The sequence below is a fragment of the Daejeonella sp. JGW-45 genome (assembly GCF_029360805.1).
Lineage (GTDB): Bacteria > Bacteroidota > Bacteroidia > Sphingobacteriales > Sphingobacteriaceae > Daejeonella.
The window spans coordinates 449742-468731 of the sequence record NZ_JARKNC010000008.1 but is presented as its reverse complement, the minus strand read 5'-3'; the positions used below and the strand labels follow the sequence as shown (position 1 = coordinate 468731).

At 41.9% G+C, this 18990-nt stretch carries 15 protein-coding genes; all 15 read right to left on the bottom strand.

Features of this window, described 5'->3' with window-relative positions:
- Positions 1–8 precede the first annotated feature (8 nt).
- On the bottom strand, positions 9–2177 hold the full coding sequence (locus P2W76_RS11590; RefSeq protein WP_090699854.1) for a copper-translocating P-type ATPase: 2169 nt from the start codon (positions 2175–2177) through the stop codon (positions 9–11).
- Between the two features lie 57 nt (positions 2178–2234).
- Positions 2235–3614, bottom strand: coding sequence for an MBL fold metallo-hydrolase (locus P2W76_RS11585; protein ID WP_090699851.1), 1380 nt, complete (start codon positions 3612–3614; stop codon positions 2235–2237).
- A gap of 81 nt (positions 3615–3695) precedes the next feature.
- Positions 3696–4538, bottom strand: a complete 843-nt coding sequence (locus P2W76_RS11580) for an ATP cone domain-containing protein (RefSeq protein ID WP_090699849.1) — start codon at positions 4536–4538, stop codon at positions 3696–3698.
- A gap of 91 nt (positions 4539–4629) precedes the next feature.
- Positions 4630–5721: a class I fructose-bisphosphate aldolase gene (locus P2W76_RS11575; protein ID WP_090699847.1), complete on the bottom strand. Its 1092-nt coding sequence runs from the start codon at positions 5719–5721 to the stop codon at positions 4630–4632.
- A 12-nt stretch (positions 5722–5733) separates the two neighbouring features.
- Complete coding sequence (locus P2W76_RS11570; protein ID WP_276347990.1) at positions 5734–6405, bottom strand: hypothetical protein; 672 nt, start codon at positions 6403–6405, stop codon at positions 5734–5736.
- A gap of 27 nt (positions 6406–6432) precedes the next feature.
- A complete protein-coding gene (locus P2W76_RS11565; RefSeq protein WP_090699842.1) occupies positions 6433–7464 on the bottom strand; it encodes a type II glyceraldehyde-3-phosphate dehydrogenase in 1032 nt (343 codons plus the stop codon).
- An 88-nt stretch (positions 7465–7552) separates the two neighbouring features.
- A complete protein-coding gene (locus P2W76_RS11560; protein ID WP_090699838.1) occupies positions 7553–8440 on the bottom strand; it encodes a ribose-phosphate pyrophosphokinase in 888 nt (295 codons plus the stop codon).
- 10 nt (positions 8441–8450) lie between these two features.
- Positions 8451–9953 (bottom strand): thymidine phosphorylase family protein, encoded by a 1503-nt coding sequence (locus P2W76_RS11555; RefSeq protein WP_090699835.1) that lies wholly within the window; start codon positions 9951–9953, stop codon positions 8451–8453.
- A 42-nt stretch (positions 9954–9995) separates the two neighbouring features.
- Positions 9996–10271: a DUF5676 family membrane protein gene (locus P2W76_RS11550; protein ID WP_090699833.1), complete on the bottom strand. Its 276-nt coding sequence runs from the start codon at positions 10269–10271 to the stop codon at positions 9996–9998.
- Complete coding sequence (locus P2W76_RS11545) at positions 10258–10476, bottom strand: hypothetical protein (RefSeq protein ID WP_090699830.1); 219 nt, start codon at positions 10474–10476, stop codon at positions 10258–10260. Before P2W76_RS11545 ends, P2W76_RS11550 begins: the two co-directional genes overlap by 14 nt.
- 70 nt (positions 10477–10546) lie before the next feature.
- Positions 10547–13246 (bottom strand): cation-transporting P-type ATPase, encoded by a 2700-nt coding sequence (locus P2W76_RS11540; RefSeq protein ID WP_090699826.1) that lies wholly within the window; start codon positions 13244–13246, stop codon positions 10547–10549.
- Positions 13247–13284: 38 nt separating this feature from the next.
- Positions 13285–14433, bottom strand: coding sequence for an efflux RND transporter periplasmic adaptor subunit (locus tag P2W76_RS11535; protein WP_090699823.1), 1149 nt, complete (start codon positions 14431–14433; stop codon positions 13285–13287).
- 3 nt (positions 14434–14436) lie between these two features.
- A complete protein-coding gene (locus tag P2W76_RS11530; RefSeq protein ID WP_276347989.1) occupies positions 14437–15774 on the bottom strand; it encodes an efflux RND transporter periplasmic adaptor subunit in 1338 nt (445 codons plus the stop codon).
- 3 nt (positions 15775–15777) lie between these two features.
- Positions 15778–17034 carry a TolC family protein gene (locus P2W76_RS11525; RefSeq protein WP_276347988.1) on the bottom strand — a complete coding sequence of 419 codons (1257 nt, stop codon included), beginning with the start codon at positions 17032–17034 and terminating at the stop codon, positions 15778–15780.
- 9 nt (positions 17035–17043) lie between these two features.
- A complete protein-coding gene (locus P2W76_RS11520) occupies positions 17044–18990 on the bottom strand; it encodes an efflux RND transporter permease subunit (protein WP_276347987.1) in 1947 nt (648 codons plus the stop codon).

The window sequence follows — 18990 nt, the reverse complement described above, 5'->3', positions numbered from 1 at the left end:
ATTGATTTTTATTTGAATGATTTTTTAAACTGCGTACGTAGTAACTGTGCGTTTAATGCCACCACAACAGTGCTTAAGCTCATCAGTACAGCACCCATTGCAGGACTTAGCATAAAATTGGGATAAAGAACACCTGCTGCCAACGGAATCGCAATGACGTTATAACCAACTGCCCAGGCAAGGTTCTGCATCATCTTCCTATATGTCTTTCTGCCGAAGTCGATCATCTGCACAACATCTTTTGGATCGCTGTTTACCAGAATTATATCCGCTGTTTCAGCTGCTACATCTGTTCCGCTGCCTACAGCAATGCCTACGTCTGCTGCTGCCAGGGCCGGTGCATCGTTTACGCCATCACCAGTCATAGCCACTACTTCGCCTTTGGCCTGAAACTCGGCTACTTTCTCCTGCTTTTGGTGCGGCAGTACATTGGCTAAATAACCATCCATCCCTAACTTATTGGAAACAGCAGCGGCAATCTTTTCATTGTCACCCGTAAGCAGAAATGATTTGATATGCATGTTCTTTAACTGCTCAATGGCTTCGGCTGAAGTTTCCCTGATTGTATCTGCCAGCGTAACGATACCCACCGGTTCGCCATCAATCATCAGGAAATTGACTGTCTCCGTGTTCTGATCAATTTCTGTAGGTATAGCCGGAAGCTCCATATTCTGTTGTGCAAAATAATTAGGGCCCGCCGCAACAACGACCTTACCATTGACTGAACCGGACACCCCGATACCCGGCATGTAGGTGAAAGCGGACGACTGCCATAACTCCATGTTCTTTTCCTTCAATTTTTTCAACATGCCCCTGGCAATGTAGTGCTCAGAATGCTGCTGGATAGCGGCAGCGTACTGCAATATTTCATCGCTGCTGTATTTATCTGAAATGCTGAACACCTTCTGAACTTCATGTGAACCTTTGGTTAGTGTCCCGGTCTTATCAAAAATGATCGTAGTAAGCTTTCTTGCATCCTCAAACGCTGTTCTGTTTCTGATGAGCAAACCATTCGTTGCTGCTGCCGTGGTAGAAATTGCCGCTACCAGGGGAATTGCAACGCCTAAAGCGTGCGGACAGGATATAACCATTACCGTCACCATTCTTTCCAGTGCAAAAGCCAAATCATTGTTGATATACCAAATTATGAACGTGGCAACGCCTGCAACAATAGCAACAATTGTAAGCCATTTAGCAGCTTTATCAGCAAGGTTTTGTGTTTTGGATTTGGCATTCTGTGCATTTTCCACCATGGTTATTACTTTGTTCAGATAGCTTTCTTTTCCTGCGCCTGTAACGTTTACCCTTAAAGCGCCACCACCATTAACTGCACCGGCGATTACTTTAGCACCGTTCTCTTTCTTCACGGGCACACTTTCGCCGGTAAGCATGCTTTCATCTACAAATGAACTGCCGTCTATTACTAAACCGTCTGCCGGTATTTTTTCACCGGGCTTGATGATAACTGTATCTCCTTTCTGCAAGTCCTGTATGTCTATGTCTGATACTTCCCCGTTTCGTTCTACATGCACATTGGAAGGAAGCAAGGCCACAAGGGATTGCAAGGCGTTTGAAGCTGCCATTGACGACTTCATTTCTATCCAGTGCCCCAGCAGCATAATGTCAATCAGCGTTGCCAATTCCCAAAAGAAATCCATCCCCTGCAAACCAAATACTATGGCAACACTGTAAACAAAAGCAACGGTGATAGCCAGCGCCACCAGGGTCATCATGCCAATGGCATTGTTTCTGATCTCGGCTACCATCCCTTTCAAAAAAGGCATCCCGCCATAGAAATAGATTATCGTGCCCAGGGAAAGCAAAACATATTTATCGCCCTGAAAGCGGATGCTGAAATTAAACCAATCCTGTACCATGTGCGAAAGCAGGAGCACAGGGATGGTTAATATTAAACAGATCCAAAAGCGTTTTAAAAAATCATGGGTATGATGGCCTGCATGCTTATCATGACCCGAATGATCATCATGCTCTTTAGAATCAGGTCTGGCGTGATCGTCGGGTGCAGCATGGTGATGCTGATGTTCCGCATGCTCATGATGTTTGTGGTCGTGATTGCCGGTTTCTCCAAAAGGAATTAAATCCATCCCGCATAACGGGCATTTTCCAGGCTCATCTGTGAGTATCTGGGGATGCATTGGACATGTATATTTCTTCATAACAAGGGTTAAAGATTCTTATATTATTTATCCTTAATTAAGTATAAGATAGAACTTTTACACTGAAATATTTTCAATGTTGTAAAGTTGCGGGATTTCAGCGTCCCATCCGTAGGTTTCCTTTATACCTTTTTGTAGAGCTTCTGCACTTTCTTTTTCGCCGTGTACAATAAAGATTCGCTCTGGTTTATTTTTTATTTTGCCCATCCAATCGATAAGTTCGGCGTGGTCTGCATGGCCCGAGAGTCCTTTTATTTCAACTACTTCCATATCAAATGGCACCCATTTTCCGTAGACTTTAAGTTCTTTACTGCCCTCCAATAATTTTCTTCCACGGGTGCCCTCGGCTTGATAGCCTATAAACAATAAGACATTTTTGGAGTTCTGTGCCTGTGTTTCAAGATAGTTGAGCATCCTACCACCTGTGAGCATTCCACTACCAGCAATTACTATTTTAGGTTTATTATCTGTTCGCAATTCCATCGTTTCACTATAACTGTTTACAACCGTGAAATTCGAACACATTTCATCACATTCTTTGGCTGTTAGTCGATGCCAGTCCCTTGTTCGGTGGAACAGTTCCAATACATTGGCTCCCATTGGGCTGTCCATTATCATTTGTACTTTGGGTATTTTTCCTTCCTTAAGCAATTTCCAGAAAATAAGCATCATTAGTTGCGCACGTTCAACCGCAAAACTTGGGATAAATAGACTGCCACCTCTATTGATGGTGTCGTTAACTAGTTTTTCAATTTGGGGAATGGCTTCCTGTTCATCAGGATGAAACCTTCCTCCGTAGGTCGATTCTATGAAAAGAACATCGGCCATATTTGGTTTCAGGGGTGGGTACAGTAGTAAGTCATTTGTTCTTCCAATATCTCCCGAAAAAACAAAGCGTTTTCCGTGTACTTCTAATTCTATGAAGGTAGCGCCCAAAATATGTCCGTTATACTTAAATCGGGCTCTAATACCATCAAACAATGGAATCCATTGTGATTGCGGAACACCCTTAAAATGTGGAATAGTTTTTTCTACATCCATTAAATCGTAAAGTGGTTCTGCCGGACTGTGTTTGGAATATTCTTCCTTATTGGCACGCCCGGCTTCCTGTTCTTGTATTTTTGCACTGTCGTTCAGTATGATTTTTGCTATATCCAATGTTGGATGTGTTCCATAGATTGGGCCATTAAACCCTTGTTTCACCAATCGGGGCAGATAACCAATATGGTCTAAATGGCCGTGGGTAAGCAATACTACATCAATTTCTGACACTTTCACAGGCGGATACTCCCAGTTTTTAATGCGTAATTCCTTCAATCCCTGAAAAAGACCGCAGTCTATAAGAATTTTACGATCTCCTGTGTCTACTAAATATTTTGAGCCGGTTACGGTCCCTGCCGCGCCCAAAAAATGGATGTCTATATTATTATTTTTCATGTGTCATGCATTTTTAGTATCCACCTAATAAGGTGTCGGTATTTAAAATTAATGTTTGTTTATTATTATGAATTCACATTTTTAATGTGTGGAACATAATTCTTCTGAATCTTCAAGAATAGATCTATGTCTTGCTTCAGGCACTCCAATTTTATCTAATAAACCAGGGCTTCCATGAAGTTCTTTGCAGAGTACAATGCCTTCATCGAGTAATTTTGTTTTTTCAACCTTTGTGAGTGTTGTTAAAGCGGTTAACGGATGTAGCCCGGATTTGTCTATTCTATCTTTTAAACCATTTCCTCTGGGGTAATCCCAACTTGTCAATAATAATCCAACACATTTTCCATATTGAATGGCATCAGTTGTAAACCGGGTATTGGTGTACAGGCCTCCTTTATGAATTTTAGCCTCGTGATCTTTTAATTGCAGCCATTGTTTTTCTATATCCAAAAATCTTGAATGGATATATAAGGGAATCTTTACATTACAAAATCGTCCCTGATCACTATGGTATTTGCATTCTATCATGAAATGAGTATTATCTTTTTTTGCTATCACGTCTACTTCATGCTGTACACAATTGCCTTTTACAATTACACCAACCTCTGCCTCAAATCCTTCGTGAGCCAATAATTTACCAACCAATTTTTCAAAGGGAAAACCGGATGGGCCCAATTCCATCAGGGCTTTTTTGAGCGTGTACTTTGAGGCACTAACCCTTGATTGTGCCTTGAGTATTTTAAACGCCATCTGATAAATTTTTTGAGTGGAAATACCATCATATAATTGGTTTTCAACTTGCGTTACTATTTGCTGGATCAGTTCTTCACTTGCATGGGAACGTCTTAAGGAACTACGAAGCTTATTCACGTCAAAAGATACGACGTCGCCAGAATACTTTACTATGTTAATTGGGGGTTTCATTTTTATATGTATTGTCATTACTGGTAATGCTGAATGAATTGGTTTTGACCTCGGCAATGCTTTTTAAAAATAGCTTAAGAAGCTGCATACTTTACGCTATTGTAATTTTGCCGTCCAAATAAACGCTTTGAACCGCATTGACTAATTTAATCCCTTCAGCGAATGGTTTTTGAAATGCCTTTCTCCCCATAATCAACCCAATCCCCCCTGCTCGTTTATTGATAACGGCTGTGGTAACTGCTTCAACTAAATCAGACTCACCTTTAGATCCGCCTCCTGAATTGATCAATCCTATTTTGCCCATATAGCAATTGGCCACCTGTAATCTGCATAAGTCAACAGGATGGTCGGTGGTAAGCGCTTTATACATGGCATCGTCATACTTTCCAAATCCTATTTCTCTAAATCCGAAATTGTTGGTCGGCAGTTTTTGTTTGATGATATCCGCCTGGATGGTCACGCCCAAATGGTTGGCCTGTCCTGTTAAATCTGCTGCCGCGTGATAATCTTCCGTTTCAGTCTCAAAAGCATTATTGCGGGTATAGCACCATAAGATAGTTATCATTCCTAAATTATGTGCTTCTTCGAAGGCTTCTGCTATTTCATTAAGCTGTCTGTTGCTTTCTTTTGAACCAAAATAAATGGTTGCACCCACGGCAACAGCTCCCATATCCCAGGCCGATTTTACCTTTCCAAATAGTGTTTGGTCATAGGTATTTGGGTAGCTAAGTAGTTCATTGTGATTGATTTTTACAATAAACGGAATTTTGTGGGCATATTTACGGGCGTTCAACCCCAATACTCCAAACGTAGATGCCACACCGTTACAACCTGCCTCAAGGGCAAGTTTAATTATATTCTCGGGGTCGAAATAGTCCCGGTTTTTATAGAATGAAAAAGCGGCACTATGCTCAATACCTTGATCGACAGGCAGAATGCTTAAGTAACCCGTCCCCCCAAGATTCCCGTTATTGTACAGCTGGGCAAGGCTCCGCAGGACTTGTGGATTTCTATTGCTATTTCCAAATACATGGTCAAGACCATCCATACCGGGGGTTTGCAATTCATTCTTGGGTATTTTTTCACAAACGTGATCTAAATAGAAAGATGCATTTGTCCCTAATAGTTCCGGAATATTCTGCCAGTACTTTCTCTCAAGGTTTGATGTTTTTTCATTTGCCATTATAAGTTTATTTTATTTATAGGTGACAGTAAAATAATCTCCAGTTGTTTGCCTAAACACCTGCTTCTGTAATGAACCTGAAAGTGTTAAATATTCCGTTACATTATAATTAATTGTTCTTACCCGCAGGCCCATCAAATAAGCCTTAATGGAAATCTTTTCTGTAATCTTCAGGTTATTGTTTTCTTTTGTCAGCACTCGATTCGTAATATCTACATTGTTTTTTGAACCAAGAAAATTAAGAATCCCTGATTCCACATACATCGTCAGGCTCATACTTCGTATCATATCGTTAGCCGTTAAAGCATATAACTTTTTAAAATCTCCGGATTTTACAGATACCCTAACCTTCCTCTTTTTGGGATTGATTGCAAAGACCGATAAAAGCACGTCGGCTTCTCCCGCGCGGCACTCGTAACTGGTCGTATAGGTTTCTTCTAACTTCTGTGCTTCGTCATAAAGTTCCGATTTGATATTTATAAAGAAACTCTCCCCCCTTTTGGTCATTTTGCCGGCGGTGAATATTTGCTTCCCGGTAAGTTTTCCTTTATTGTCAAAGCTCTCTCTTGTTATCTTTTTGCCTTCTATTTGCGCAATCAACATTGCTTTGTCCTGAGCTTTCATTGAAGCGAATGGAATTAAAAGCAGCGCGAAAAATAATATGCGGTAAAATGAGTTTTTCATGTCGCGTTTTCTTTAAAAGTGCGCTGGTTAATAGAAACTTTGTTTTATGCCCAGGCTTTCATTCGTCTTTAGTATTGACTTTTCAGCCTCTGTTTCTATTCCTGTCAATGCACGGATAGCGTCGATGGTTTCAGGGATTACGATAGCCTGATTGTCCACTATGTAAGCATAAAACAATTCGTCACCCTGTACTTTCAGCATATCTTTCCAAACTGCTACTTCGTACATATCGCCATACGGTCGGCCCATTTCCAGCATCAGTTCTTTCAAGGTATTGTTGGCAGGCAGCCCGTCGCTGTAATTGATCAACGCTATCCTTGTGGAATTACCGAAAGCCCGTAATACTTCTTCTTTTGACGCCTGACGGGTTAGCTGCACATTCCAGTAGTGCAGGTGGCTTAGCGTTTCGGGCACCTTAATAGCAACCGTTATTACATCAAGAGAAGGGTCAATAGTTTGTGCATCCGGCCCCTGGTGACTGGGTATGTCTTTTTCAGGAACCAGCGTATTCATTATACCACTTAAATGACTTTCCCAGGGGTCGGTCGCCCTTCGAAGCAATGTACCTCTTGCTTTTACTAGTAATCCGGCGTTTTTTAATGCTGTAAGCGTACGCACAATAGAAGTGGTATTGCACGAAACTACACGGGTGCTTTCACGTCCGATGGCAGTTTCATAATTGTTTTCAGCACCAAAAGAGTGACCCGTGGTTTCATGTTTTTCTCCTCCGTGAACAATGAATTTTTTGCCCATTAGCCTGTATTTCGGAATGTTTTGCGCCGCAATCTTTTTTGGCGTACAGTCTATTACAATATCTGCCGCATGCAACATTTCATCCAGGTTCCCTATCACTGGAATACTGGCTTCTTTCATTCTGGCACTGAATGACAGGTCAAAACCATAAACAGGATAACCTTTTCTTACAGCCATTTTGATGCGCCAGTCAGTAACAACATCACAAACACCCATTAGCTCCATGTCATCCTGCAGCTTTACCGCATCGGCAACCCGTTTGCCTATTACGCCATACCCATTGATGGCTACTTTAATTCTTTCCATATTAATAAGTGGTTTTAATTGTCCATAATAAAGATGTTTAGATCGGACTGATTTTGAACGTTACCCCATCAAGAAGGCTAGTTCTCTATTAGTGCATTAGTTTCTTTATTCCAATAGCCAAAAGATCGCTCAAATCAATTTCATTGGAAGGATGTGGAATGGTATTACAGGTTACTATCTTTTTCACTCCGCTATCCAGTAATTCCTGATAGGCATTGCCCGCAAAAACCGCGTGTATACCTATGCATATCGGGGGTTTCATTCCAGCATTTTTTAAATGCTCCACTGTTTTAATCATTGTACGGGCGGTTGAGATGATGTCATCTACCAAAATAGGGGTATGATCCTTGTATTTATCAACCTCGGGGACAGAAACCTCCACTTCGCGGTCGCCGTGACGTACCTTTTGCAGGACCGTAAATGGGACTCCCGCATTCCTGGCAACCTCTGAAACCCATTGCTCGCTTTCAGAATCGGGACCGATAAGAACCGGGTTTTCGATGTTTTGCTTTAACCATTCTGAAATAGCATCTGCTGCACGGACAACCTTGTTTGGAATGTCATAAACTTCTTCCAGAGAGCTTATCCGATGCAAGTGAGGATCAACTGTAATAATGCTATCGGCAAAACCTGAAATCAATTTTCCGAAAAAACCAGAGGTTATCCCTTCACCTTCATTGAAAACTTTGTCTTGTCGCATATAGGCCAGATATGGGACTACCAAACAGGTACATTTCGCACCCAGTGATTTTGCTGTATGGCTTAAAAAGTAAAGCGGCAACAATTTTTCGTCTGGTTCATGCAAAGTACAGATCAGTACCACACATTTGTCTTTTACGTCAGACAAGATACGAGTATAGGTTTCTCCGTCTGGAAATTTACGAAAGGTTACTTCGCCAACTTCGGCATTCAGTTTTTTTGCTAAAAGCACTGTGAGATTTTCGTTTCCCGGAAGGCTTAATAATATCGTGTTCATAATACGGTTTTTAGATTACGGTTATAATATTGTCGTGATAGTTCTTATATTCCAGAGCATAGTTTAGCTCGCCTTTGGATTCCGCATAGATAGTGAATAGCAACTGGCCCTTTTCAATATTTTCTCCCAGACGGGCATTTAAAAGGATCCCTGCAGATTTAGCAGTAGGCGCGCCCGAAAGCTTGGCGAGTTTTGCAATTTTTCTGTTGTCGATTATTTTTAAAATACCTGACTTTTTGGCCCTGACTTCGAATTTATAAGGTGCTAAAACAGGTTGTGAAAAGTGACCCTGCGCTTCGCAAATAGCAATAAATTTTTTATAGGCTTTACCAGATTCCAACAGCTCCCTCGCTGTTTGATATCCAGTTCCAGAGTCGACTTTTCCAGACAGCTCCAACAGTTCTCCAGCTAAAAGCAATGATCTTTCTGTCAAGTCTTTAGGTGCATCCGCTTCATTTTTCAGCACCTTTAAGATATCGAGGGCTTCAAGAGCAGGACCAATTCCTCTTCCCACAGGTTGCGTACCATCTGTGATTACTACTTTGACATTCAATCCAATTGCATTCCCTATGGTTTCCATGTGATTCTGTAATTCCTGCGCCATTTTTGTACTTCTCACTTTTGCAGTTTCACCTACCGGAATATCTATCACAACGTGCGTGGATCCCGCCGCTGCTTTTTTTGAGAGTACCGAAGCAATCAATTGCCCTTCGCTATCAATATCCAGCGCTTTCTCGATTTTTATTAATAAATCATCTGCAGGGCTTAACTGAGCGGTTCCTCCCCAAACTATACATCCTCCTTCTTGCGCTACTACTTTTTTTATTTCTTCGGGAGAAAGTGTCACATTGGTAAAAACTTCCATGGTATCTGCAGTGCCGGCAGGCGAGGTAATAGCCCGGGAAGAGGTTTTGGGCATAGTAAGGCCAAAAGCAGCAACAATGGCAACTACCAGGGGCGTTGTTCTATTGCCCGGCAAGCCCCCAATGCAATGCTTATCGACTACAATCTCCTGGTTCCAGTGCAATTGCGTACCTGAAGTAATCATGGCTTTGGTAAGACTTGTGATTTCATCAAGATCCATCCTGTTTCCCGCACAGGCGGTGATAAATGCTGTCAGGTCGATATTGGAATAATTGCCCTGAACGATATCCGTTATGATTTCATTGTACGCCCTATAGCCCAGCTTCTGATTGTAGATTTTTGCCCGTACGTGGCCCAAAGATTCAATAGGTTCCAAGTGTGAAACATACAGGGTTTCATTTGGGGAAACATTCAGTTCCTTTGCCGCGGCATCAGACAACCCAATTTCATCATGCAATAAAAGATTTGATGTTATCACATTAAGGCTTGCTACGATTGAGCCGGCCAGAGTCGATATTCTAATTCGGGTAAGTGCTTCAAAGCCTTCTGAAATACAAATGTGGCAGTTCTCATGCATATATACCACCCTTTCATTTTGTGTGTTGATTCCGAGATATCTATATTTTACAACGTTAGATTGGTTTTCCATTTTTCCTTTCCATATTTTAAGTATCTGCCATTAATTATTAAATCATACTGATTTTGAACTGATATTATAAATAGCAGCAATGCAGGCTCCTACCAGCCAGCCGATAATAAAAACTTCAATGACCCCCATACATGCTTCCCAAAAAGAAACGTTCATCCGGATAATAGACGTCGTGTCTATCCCATGAAGAATGCTATTAAAAAATTTCACGGTTCCACTTTGACCTACGGTGGTCATTACCAAAATACAACCCACATACAGCAGGGCAGCGGTAGATCCTGTTGCAAAGCCAAACTTTCTTACATTAATGGTGTTCATGATTTTCTGGTTTAGTAGTTTCTGAATTCTGTTGCTTTTGGTTGTGATTGCCGTGAGAATGCATAGGCATCAATAAGTGGCAGGCAAACATAAAGATGATAAAAATGAACAGCGAAGTGTCGGAACCAAGGCCCAGCGCCGGCGCAAAAAAAATGAGCAGTAAAGGAATACCGCATCCGATAATCATCCAAAGAAAGTGTTTCATAATTTCGAGAATTTGTTATTGTTAATTTAAGCATTTAATGTTTCTGTTAATTTTGACATATATTCACGGGTTAAATAATAACTTTTAACCGTTTCAGAAGTTGATTAATCAAAAGTGAGAGGAATGCGAATACAATGATGATGCTCCAGTCTTTCCAGCCATGAATGGTTATTTTCAAAACATCGCGGATCGCTGGGATCCAGTATGCTGAAAGGGCCAGAATCGTACAGGCAAACACAGCGTACCACACGTAACGGTTTGTAAACACCTCTGATTTAAAGAAGGACACACCTCTTTCGAAATACATATTAAACACATGTAGTACCTGTGAAAAAATAAGGGTATAAAACAGGATGTTATTGCATAAATCCGTATTCCAGGCTTCATCAGCGTGCAATAATCCATGGCTTGCAAACACTGCGCTTATTGTAGCAATAGCAATTACAGACGAATAAACAAAAAGAGCCTTCCATCGTTCCCTGTCAATAATGGGTTCAGAAGAGGAAAACGGCTTACGCTCCATGATGTGCGGAGCGGCTTTGGTAACACCCAGGGCAAGCGCCGGCAATACATCCGTTATAAGATTTATATAAAGTATTTGTATCGGAAAAAGCTGAAAGTGCAAGTTTAGGATAGCTGCCGTTGCAATAACAAAAAGTTCACTCATATTGCATGAAAGCAGGAAAATGATGAACTTCCGGATATTGTCGAATATGGTCCGCCCTTGTTTTATTGCAAGTACAATGGATGAAAAGGCATCATCTTTTAACACCATATCGGCCACTTCCTGAGCTACCTGTGTGCCTCTTTGTCCCATGGCAATTCCTATATCTGCTTTCTTCAGGGCGGGTGCATCGTTTACACCATCTCCAGTCATGCCAACCACCATTTTCTTTTCCTGATACAAGGACACCAGGTCTAATTTCTGTGCCGGACTAACTCTTGCAAAGACCGATGTGTTCAGCCACTTCGTTTTATCTTCTGCTGTAAGCTCCGCATAGGGTTTCATAGCGTTGCCATGCATCACTTCATCTTCCTGATTAGCCAGACCTAACTGCAGCGCAATATTCTTTGCGGTGGCAGGATGATCACCGGTTATCATTACAACTTTAATTCCCGCAGATTTACATTCCGCAATGGCCTGTGAAACTTCGGGTCTGGGAGGGTCAATGAAACCAATTAAACCTGCCAGGGTTAGTTGATGCAGGAAATAGCTTTCCTTTTCGCTGGTATTACGGTAGGCAAAAGCAAGCATTCGCAAACCTGATTGTGCCCTTTGTTCGGCATAATTTAGCCAGTTGTTTCTTTTCGACTCATCAAGAGCTACCACTTCACTACCCTCTAATACCGATGTGCAGGAATGCAGCAATTCTTCTACTGCTCCCTTCGCCGCGATATAATATCCTTGTTTACTACCATGAAATGTGGCCATTACTTTGGTGTCAGAAGAAAATGGAACTTCATCCAGCTTGGGATATTCTTTAATATAGTCCAGCTGTTTGGTGTGTCCGCAATAGACCATTTTTAGTAATCCTACTTCCATAGGGTCACCCGACTCTTTTTCAGTACCACCTTCAGAATAATAAGTAGCCGTGTTGCATAAAGCGGCAATACAACATAGCTGATCATAAGCTGCTCTATCTTCAATTTCATTACCATCCATCCATTTAATGGAAGCGCCGGCAATATCCAGATTGATTCTTGATGCGCCTTCGTTGATTTGAATAAAGGCAGCCTCGATCTTATTTTGAGTCAGCGTTCCTGTCTTGTCTGTACAAATTACATTGGTGCCTCCCAGCGTTTCCACTGATGATAATTTTTTAACAAGTACATTGTGCCTTGCCATACGCAACATGCCAAACGCCAGGGCTAATGTTGACACAATAGGCAAGCCCTCCGGAATAGCTGCAACAGCCAGTGCAATGGACGTTTCCATCATTTGCACTAAATTTTGACCGTTTATAATCCCAGCGATAAAGATGATAACCAGCAGGATCACCGTCATCCAGATCAGTTTTTTACTAAACGACCGGATCTTTTTCTCCAGCGGTGTTGCTGCCTGGCCGGCCTTTTGAACCATGCTGGCAATCGTGCCCAATTCTGTATGCATGCCTGTTTGGACCACAAGTGCATAGGCATTGCCATTGGTAACAAACGTGCCTTTGTAAAGCATGTTATAACGTTCGGCAAGTGGAGTTTTTTCCGGCAGCACAGACACATTCTTTTCAATGGGCAGAGACTCGCCGGTTAAAGCAGATTCATCGGTTTGTAACTGAGTTGATTTTATGACCCTGGCATCCGCAGTCACCATATCTCCACCTTCTATAAATATGATATCACCGGACACCAATTCTTCCGAAGGTATTTCAGATAACCTGCCATCTCTTAGTACCCTCGCAGGAACTATTGTAAGTTTTTTCAGCGCCTCCATAGAACGTTCAGCCTGGAATTCCATAAAAAACCCGATGACTGCGTTGATCACAATAACAGCCATAATGGCGATACCATCCAGCCACTCCTGAAAGAAGAACGAAAGCCCTGCCGCAATTGCCAGCAACAACATAAAAGGACTGATAAACTGATTAACCATGATCATTAACGGGTTAATCTTTTTTCCGGATTCAATCCTGTTATATCCATAAAGGTCAAGACGGCGGACAGCTTCTGCTGCTGACAGTCCATGTTCAGGATCAGCGTGAAGCTGCTTCAACGCTGCTTCATAGTTTGAAGTCCAAGGTGTTTCTGTCGTTATAATTTCAGGGATTGACATAATATTATGCTAGCTGATTGATTAGAGACTATTAATCCCTACATATCCATTCCTTCCATGCCCGGCATTCCAGTTCCTTTTTTTAGTATTAACTCACTGTTGAGCAAGTAAGCGCCATTGGTTACTATTAATTCGCCTTCTTTTAAACCGCTAAGCACTTCTACTTCTTTTTTATTCTGAATGCCCAACTGGATCATCCGGTTTTCGTACGTTCCTTTTGCGGTCTTTACCCAGGCAGAAATCATTTCGCCAACCACTATCGAGCTCTTTGGAATCACCATAGTCTTTTTCTCATTCCTTTTGATGCTGATATATGCCATCATTCCAGGCCTCAATTTATTAGTAGGATTTTCGACCTGAAATCTCACGAGGCTTATTTTACTGTCTGCTTCTAAGCTTGGGTTATCAAATACCGGCACAACCGTAAATATTTCTCCTGGCAACGCGTCAAATTCTGCCTGTATGGCTGCCCCGCCATCTAACCACTTCAATTCATTAACATACATTTGGGCCTCTATCCAAAGTCGCGACATATCAGCAATACTGAACATGGCTGTACCTTCCTCCACATATTGCCCTTCGCTTACAGGCAAGTCCGTTAAGGTGCCGGAAACCGGGCTGTAAAAGGTAACCAGGGCTGAGGCAACACCAGATTTCTCTATTTGCTCAATTTGAAAGTTGGTTAGTCCCAGCAGAAACAATTTTTTCCTGGCTGCCTCAATAAGCTGGTCAAATGATACCTTTAAATCACTCGGGTTCGCTTTCATTTGAATGGCAGTCAGCAATTCATTTTCGTATGCTATGAGTTCCTCACTATAAATGGCATAAATTGGCTCTCCTTCCCTTACGTATTGCTGCGGATTTCTTACAAATAATTTATCAAGCCTGCCACGAATCCGCGAAGTAATTACAGTGAGTTTTCGTTGATCAAAATTAGCAGTTCCCAATACCGTAGAAAATTCCGCCATTGATTTTGTCCTGACGGTATCAATCCTAATATTTGCATGCCTTTCATCCTGGTCGGTAAGAGATAAGATCTCTTTACCAGAGGAGTCAGGAGCGGCATGTGCCTCTGTATGTTCCTCCTGCTCAGCCACCTTTTTGTCATTCGTACATGCAGCCGTTAAAAATATTCCCCACAAAACCATCACCCCAATCGCTATGATTATTATATTGTTCCGTTTCATAATTTAATATTGTATTATGGTTTCACTATCTGCCAGGTAGCCAGCATCTTTAGCAACAAATTCGCTACTGTTCAATCCTTTTAATACTTCAATGTATTCGTTACTTCGGTTGCCGGTTCTTATTGCTCTTGCCTGAAAAACGTTGCTCCCATCTTTAGTTTTTGTTTTTAAGACCCAAACGATTGCGGTGCTTCCCACATGATAAACACTGCTTGCAGGAACAATCAGAGAGCCCGAATTAACTAAAGCACTGGCCCTGATGAGAGAGTTTTGTTTGAGCTTTCGATTTGGGTTGGAAAAATATAGGCGGGCTTGTGTAAACTTCTGAGCACCCCTGTAAACCGGCTCTACCATCCGGACAACTGACCGAAAGGTTTGGTCTGGAAAAAGTTCACTTTTTACTACAACATCTAATCCGGGTTTTGCAATCTTTTCGTTTTCATGTGAAAAGGCGACGACGCCCAATACGGTTTGGAAATCATTGATCCAAAAAACCGTTTGATCTTTACTGACATACATTCCTTCCCTGATAGAATTATCGTCTAACGAAGTACTGGCGGTACCTGTGGATTCGGCCGCTCCGCTATTCATTCCGCCACCCATGCCTCCCTGCGGACCAGAAGAAGTCATACCGCTACTGGACGCCGAAGGATTAAATAGCACATAGCCCTCAAAAGGACTGTAAATGGATATGGTAAATGGGGCAGCAGGGTTTTTATCAATTTGGGCAATCTGGGCATCGGAAAGGCCGAGAAGTAATAACTTTTGCTTTGCTTTTTTCATCAATTCCAGATCATTGCTTTTCTGGCGTATATAAATGTATTCAGAAACATATGTGTTTAAGTCAGGGCTATATATTTCCATGATCTTTTCTCCTTTACGTACGTACTGGTAATTGTATTTTGCGTAAAGGCGTTCTATTCGTCCGCCGAAGCGCACAGAAATTTTCCGGTTTCTCCTTGGGTCGAACGTGATGTAACCTTGTCCGGTAATTGTAAATTGCTGGATACTGTCTTTCACTGGTACGGCCGATTGTTTTGAAATAACGCTTTGATTGGCGGGCAGCGCACTCAGGTAAAGTTCATCCAGTGTATCCCGGGCTGGCTGCATTTCCATCTGTTGATGATCTTCGGCTTTTTCATTTGAATGGTCCATATTAGAATGGTCTTTCATCTGTGAATCTTTATTCATTCCGGCCACGGTATCGGTTTCAGTTGTATGGCTTCCTTCATGTTCCTGCTGATTCCCGTTTGAACTACAGGAAGCCAAAAGCAGCAACATGATGAAACCAGATGCAGCAAGTGAATACTGCCTGATCGTATATAGAATATTTTTTTTCATGGCTTATTTTTTTTCCCGTTGGTATTCGTATTCTGATTGAATGGCAAACACCTGCGCGAGTTTATCAATGCGTTCCATTTCTTTCATCATCAGCATGGTCCAGGCATCCAGTAACACAAAAAAATTACCGGTATTCTGACGATAGGCGAGGAGGTTACTTTCAAGATTTTTTCGGTAAGCGGGTAAAATGCTGATATCGAAATTTCTCAGCTGCTGATTCTCAAAGTTGAGCATAGTGATTTTTTCGCGGATCATTTGCCTCGTCATTAAACGCATGGTTGACCGTTCGTTTTGCATGGCTTCAATATCGAAATTCATGGAACGAACTTCGGACTTATACATTCGCGACGACCAGGGAACAATGGGGATCGTAACCATGCCCATTAGGGAAAATTGGTTAGGCATACCAAACATCTGCCCGTGAGAGAACTGGATGCCAAAGTCAGGCTTCAAACCTGTGGCAGCCAACCGAAGGCTGCTTTGCATGGAACGTATCCGGCTTTCAGTTGCAAGAATATCGCTGCGGTTTAGAGACGTCGTATCACCAGTATTCACAAAATCGGCCTGATAATCTGTTGGCTGTAAAAGTGAATCAATTGCAAACGGGGTATTTACATCCCTGTTCAATAGCGTATTAATCCCGATAGTACTTTCGGCAACCTGTGAAAGTAACATGGTTTCCATATTTTTCAACTCACTAAGAGAAGCTTCTGCTTTAAAGATGGAAGGCAGGTCAGACTGGTTATAAACGTATTTATCCCTTGCTGTTTTGATAAGCATCTTTAATAGCCCTTCATAATCATTCACCAGCTTTAATTTCCTTTCAGCAGTGAAACGGCGATAGTAGTAAAGCCGGGCAGAATAATGAAGAACATTTTTTTCCCATTCGGCTTCATTGCTGGATATGTCCTGCTGCGAAAGAATAAAGTCTCTTTTTGCATTGAGTTTCGCAGCGTTTGGAATCATTTGTTGAGCTGAAAACATGAAGCCGGCCTGGTTCATAGGGGATTTTTCCCTGATCATACTTAACTGATAGGGAAACTTGTCAATTGCCACGGAAAGAGTGGGCGGCATCCAACTTTTGGCACCTTCGGCAAGAGCTCTTATACTATTGATCCGGTTTTGATAAACTCGTAATAGCGGATAGGATTTATCAACTTCTTTGAATATCTCCGGCAGAGAAAGACGAACGGTATCCTGTGCTTTGATAGAACTTACTGTAAGCACCAGGCTAAGTAATATGGATAATATAGGTTTCATATAAGCTGTTTATTCACTTATTTGCATAATTTCGAGTTTCCCACTCTTTTTTAATTCCCACTCTTTTACCAGATTGAAAATGACCGGCAGAACAATCAATACAAAAAGAGTTGCCGTAATTAACCCAAATACAAAGGGAATGGTTATGGGTTTCATTACGTCACTTCCTGTGCCTGTTGATACCAGCACGGGTATCAAACCCAGGATATTCGCCAGAACTGTCATGAGGAGTGGCCGCACTCTCTGGGTAGCTCCAAACAAAATAGCTTCCTTAAGCGCCCGAAGACTGATGGCTTGTGGATTGTTCCCTTTTTCCTGCACCAATTTTTTAACGGTATCATTGAGATAAGAGATCATGAGTACACCGGTACTTACGGCCACACCAAAGAGGGCAATAAACCCTACAGCAACTGCCACAGAGAAATTGACATTGTAAAAGTATAAAGAGTAGACACCCCCGATCAGAGCCACTGGAATACTCACAAAGACCATGAGTACAGCCTTATAGGAATGAAAAGTAATAAATAAGATAAAAGCAATAATCAGAAAAACGATGGGTATGATGATGCTTAAGCGTTGGTTGGCTCGCACCTGATTTTCATACTGTCCACTCCATTCGATATAATAACCCTGCGGCAGCCTTTTAAAAGCCTCATCAATCCGTTCTTTCGCATCTTTTACTACACTTCCCATATCCCGTCCGCGGACGTTAAACAGCACGGTTCCTCTCAGCATAGCGTTTTCAGAACTGATCATAGGCGGGCCTTCCGTAATTTTTACATCGGCAACGGCAGAAATGGGAACTACTCCATAATTCGTGGTTTGAATTGGAATTCGTTCAATTTCATGAATATCATTTCTGTATTCCTGCGCTAACCGAAGGTTAACATTAAAGCGTTCCCTTCCCTCAACGGTTGTGGTCAGGATCATCCCACCCAGGGCGCTCTCAATGACCATATTTACATCGTCTACGTTGAGGCCATAGCGGGCTATGTCACGCCTGCGTATTTTTATATCGAGATATTTGCCTCCCGTAAGCTGCTCTACATACAAATCTGCCAAACCTTCTATTCCCTTAATAGTGCTTTCGACCCGGCGGCTAAGATTGTATATGCTATCGAGGTTTTTGCCGTATATTTTTATCCCAACATCTGTCCGGATACCAGTAGATAGCATGTTTATCCGATTTATTATAGGCATGGTCCATCCAACACTGACACCGGGTATCTGAACTCTTTCATTCATTTCTGAAATCAGCTTTGCTTTGGTCATTCCCTTCCGCCACTGATCCTTTGGTTTTAAGATCACTATGGTCTCAATCATGCTTATCGGTGAGTTATCAGTAGCTGTATTGGCCCTGCCTGCTTTTCCCAGTACATTCTCTACTTCCGGGAAACTTTTAATAATTTTATCCTGTAACTGAATAATTCTTTTGGCCTCAGAATTGGAAACATCGGGAAGTGTTACAGGCATAAACAGTAAAGAACCTTCATCGAGAGGGGGCATAAATTCTGACCCCAGGTTAGTTACTAATGGAATACTTCCAATCAGCAATGCCAGGCATGCAGCTAGAATTGTTTTGCGCCAGCTAAGACAAAAACGGGCAACGGGTTTATAAAGGGTGATAAATAAGTTAGAGACCGGGTTACGGCTCTCCGGTATAAGCTTTCCTTTCATAAACGTCCGCGTTAACATGGGAGCAACAGTAATTGCAAGGATAGCGGCACCAATAAGTGAAAATGTCTTGGTCAGAACAAGGGGGCTAAACATTTTAAACTCCTGCCCGGTAAGGAATAAAATTGGTGCGAATGAAATAATCATAATGAGGACTGAAAAGAACACAGAGCGCCCTATCATTTTTGAAGATTCCCTTATAATTTCCACACGTTCTTCATCGGAAATTTCATTTGTATTGCCGATCCGCTCCTTTACTTTTTCTATTTTAACTGCTGACAT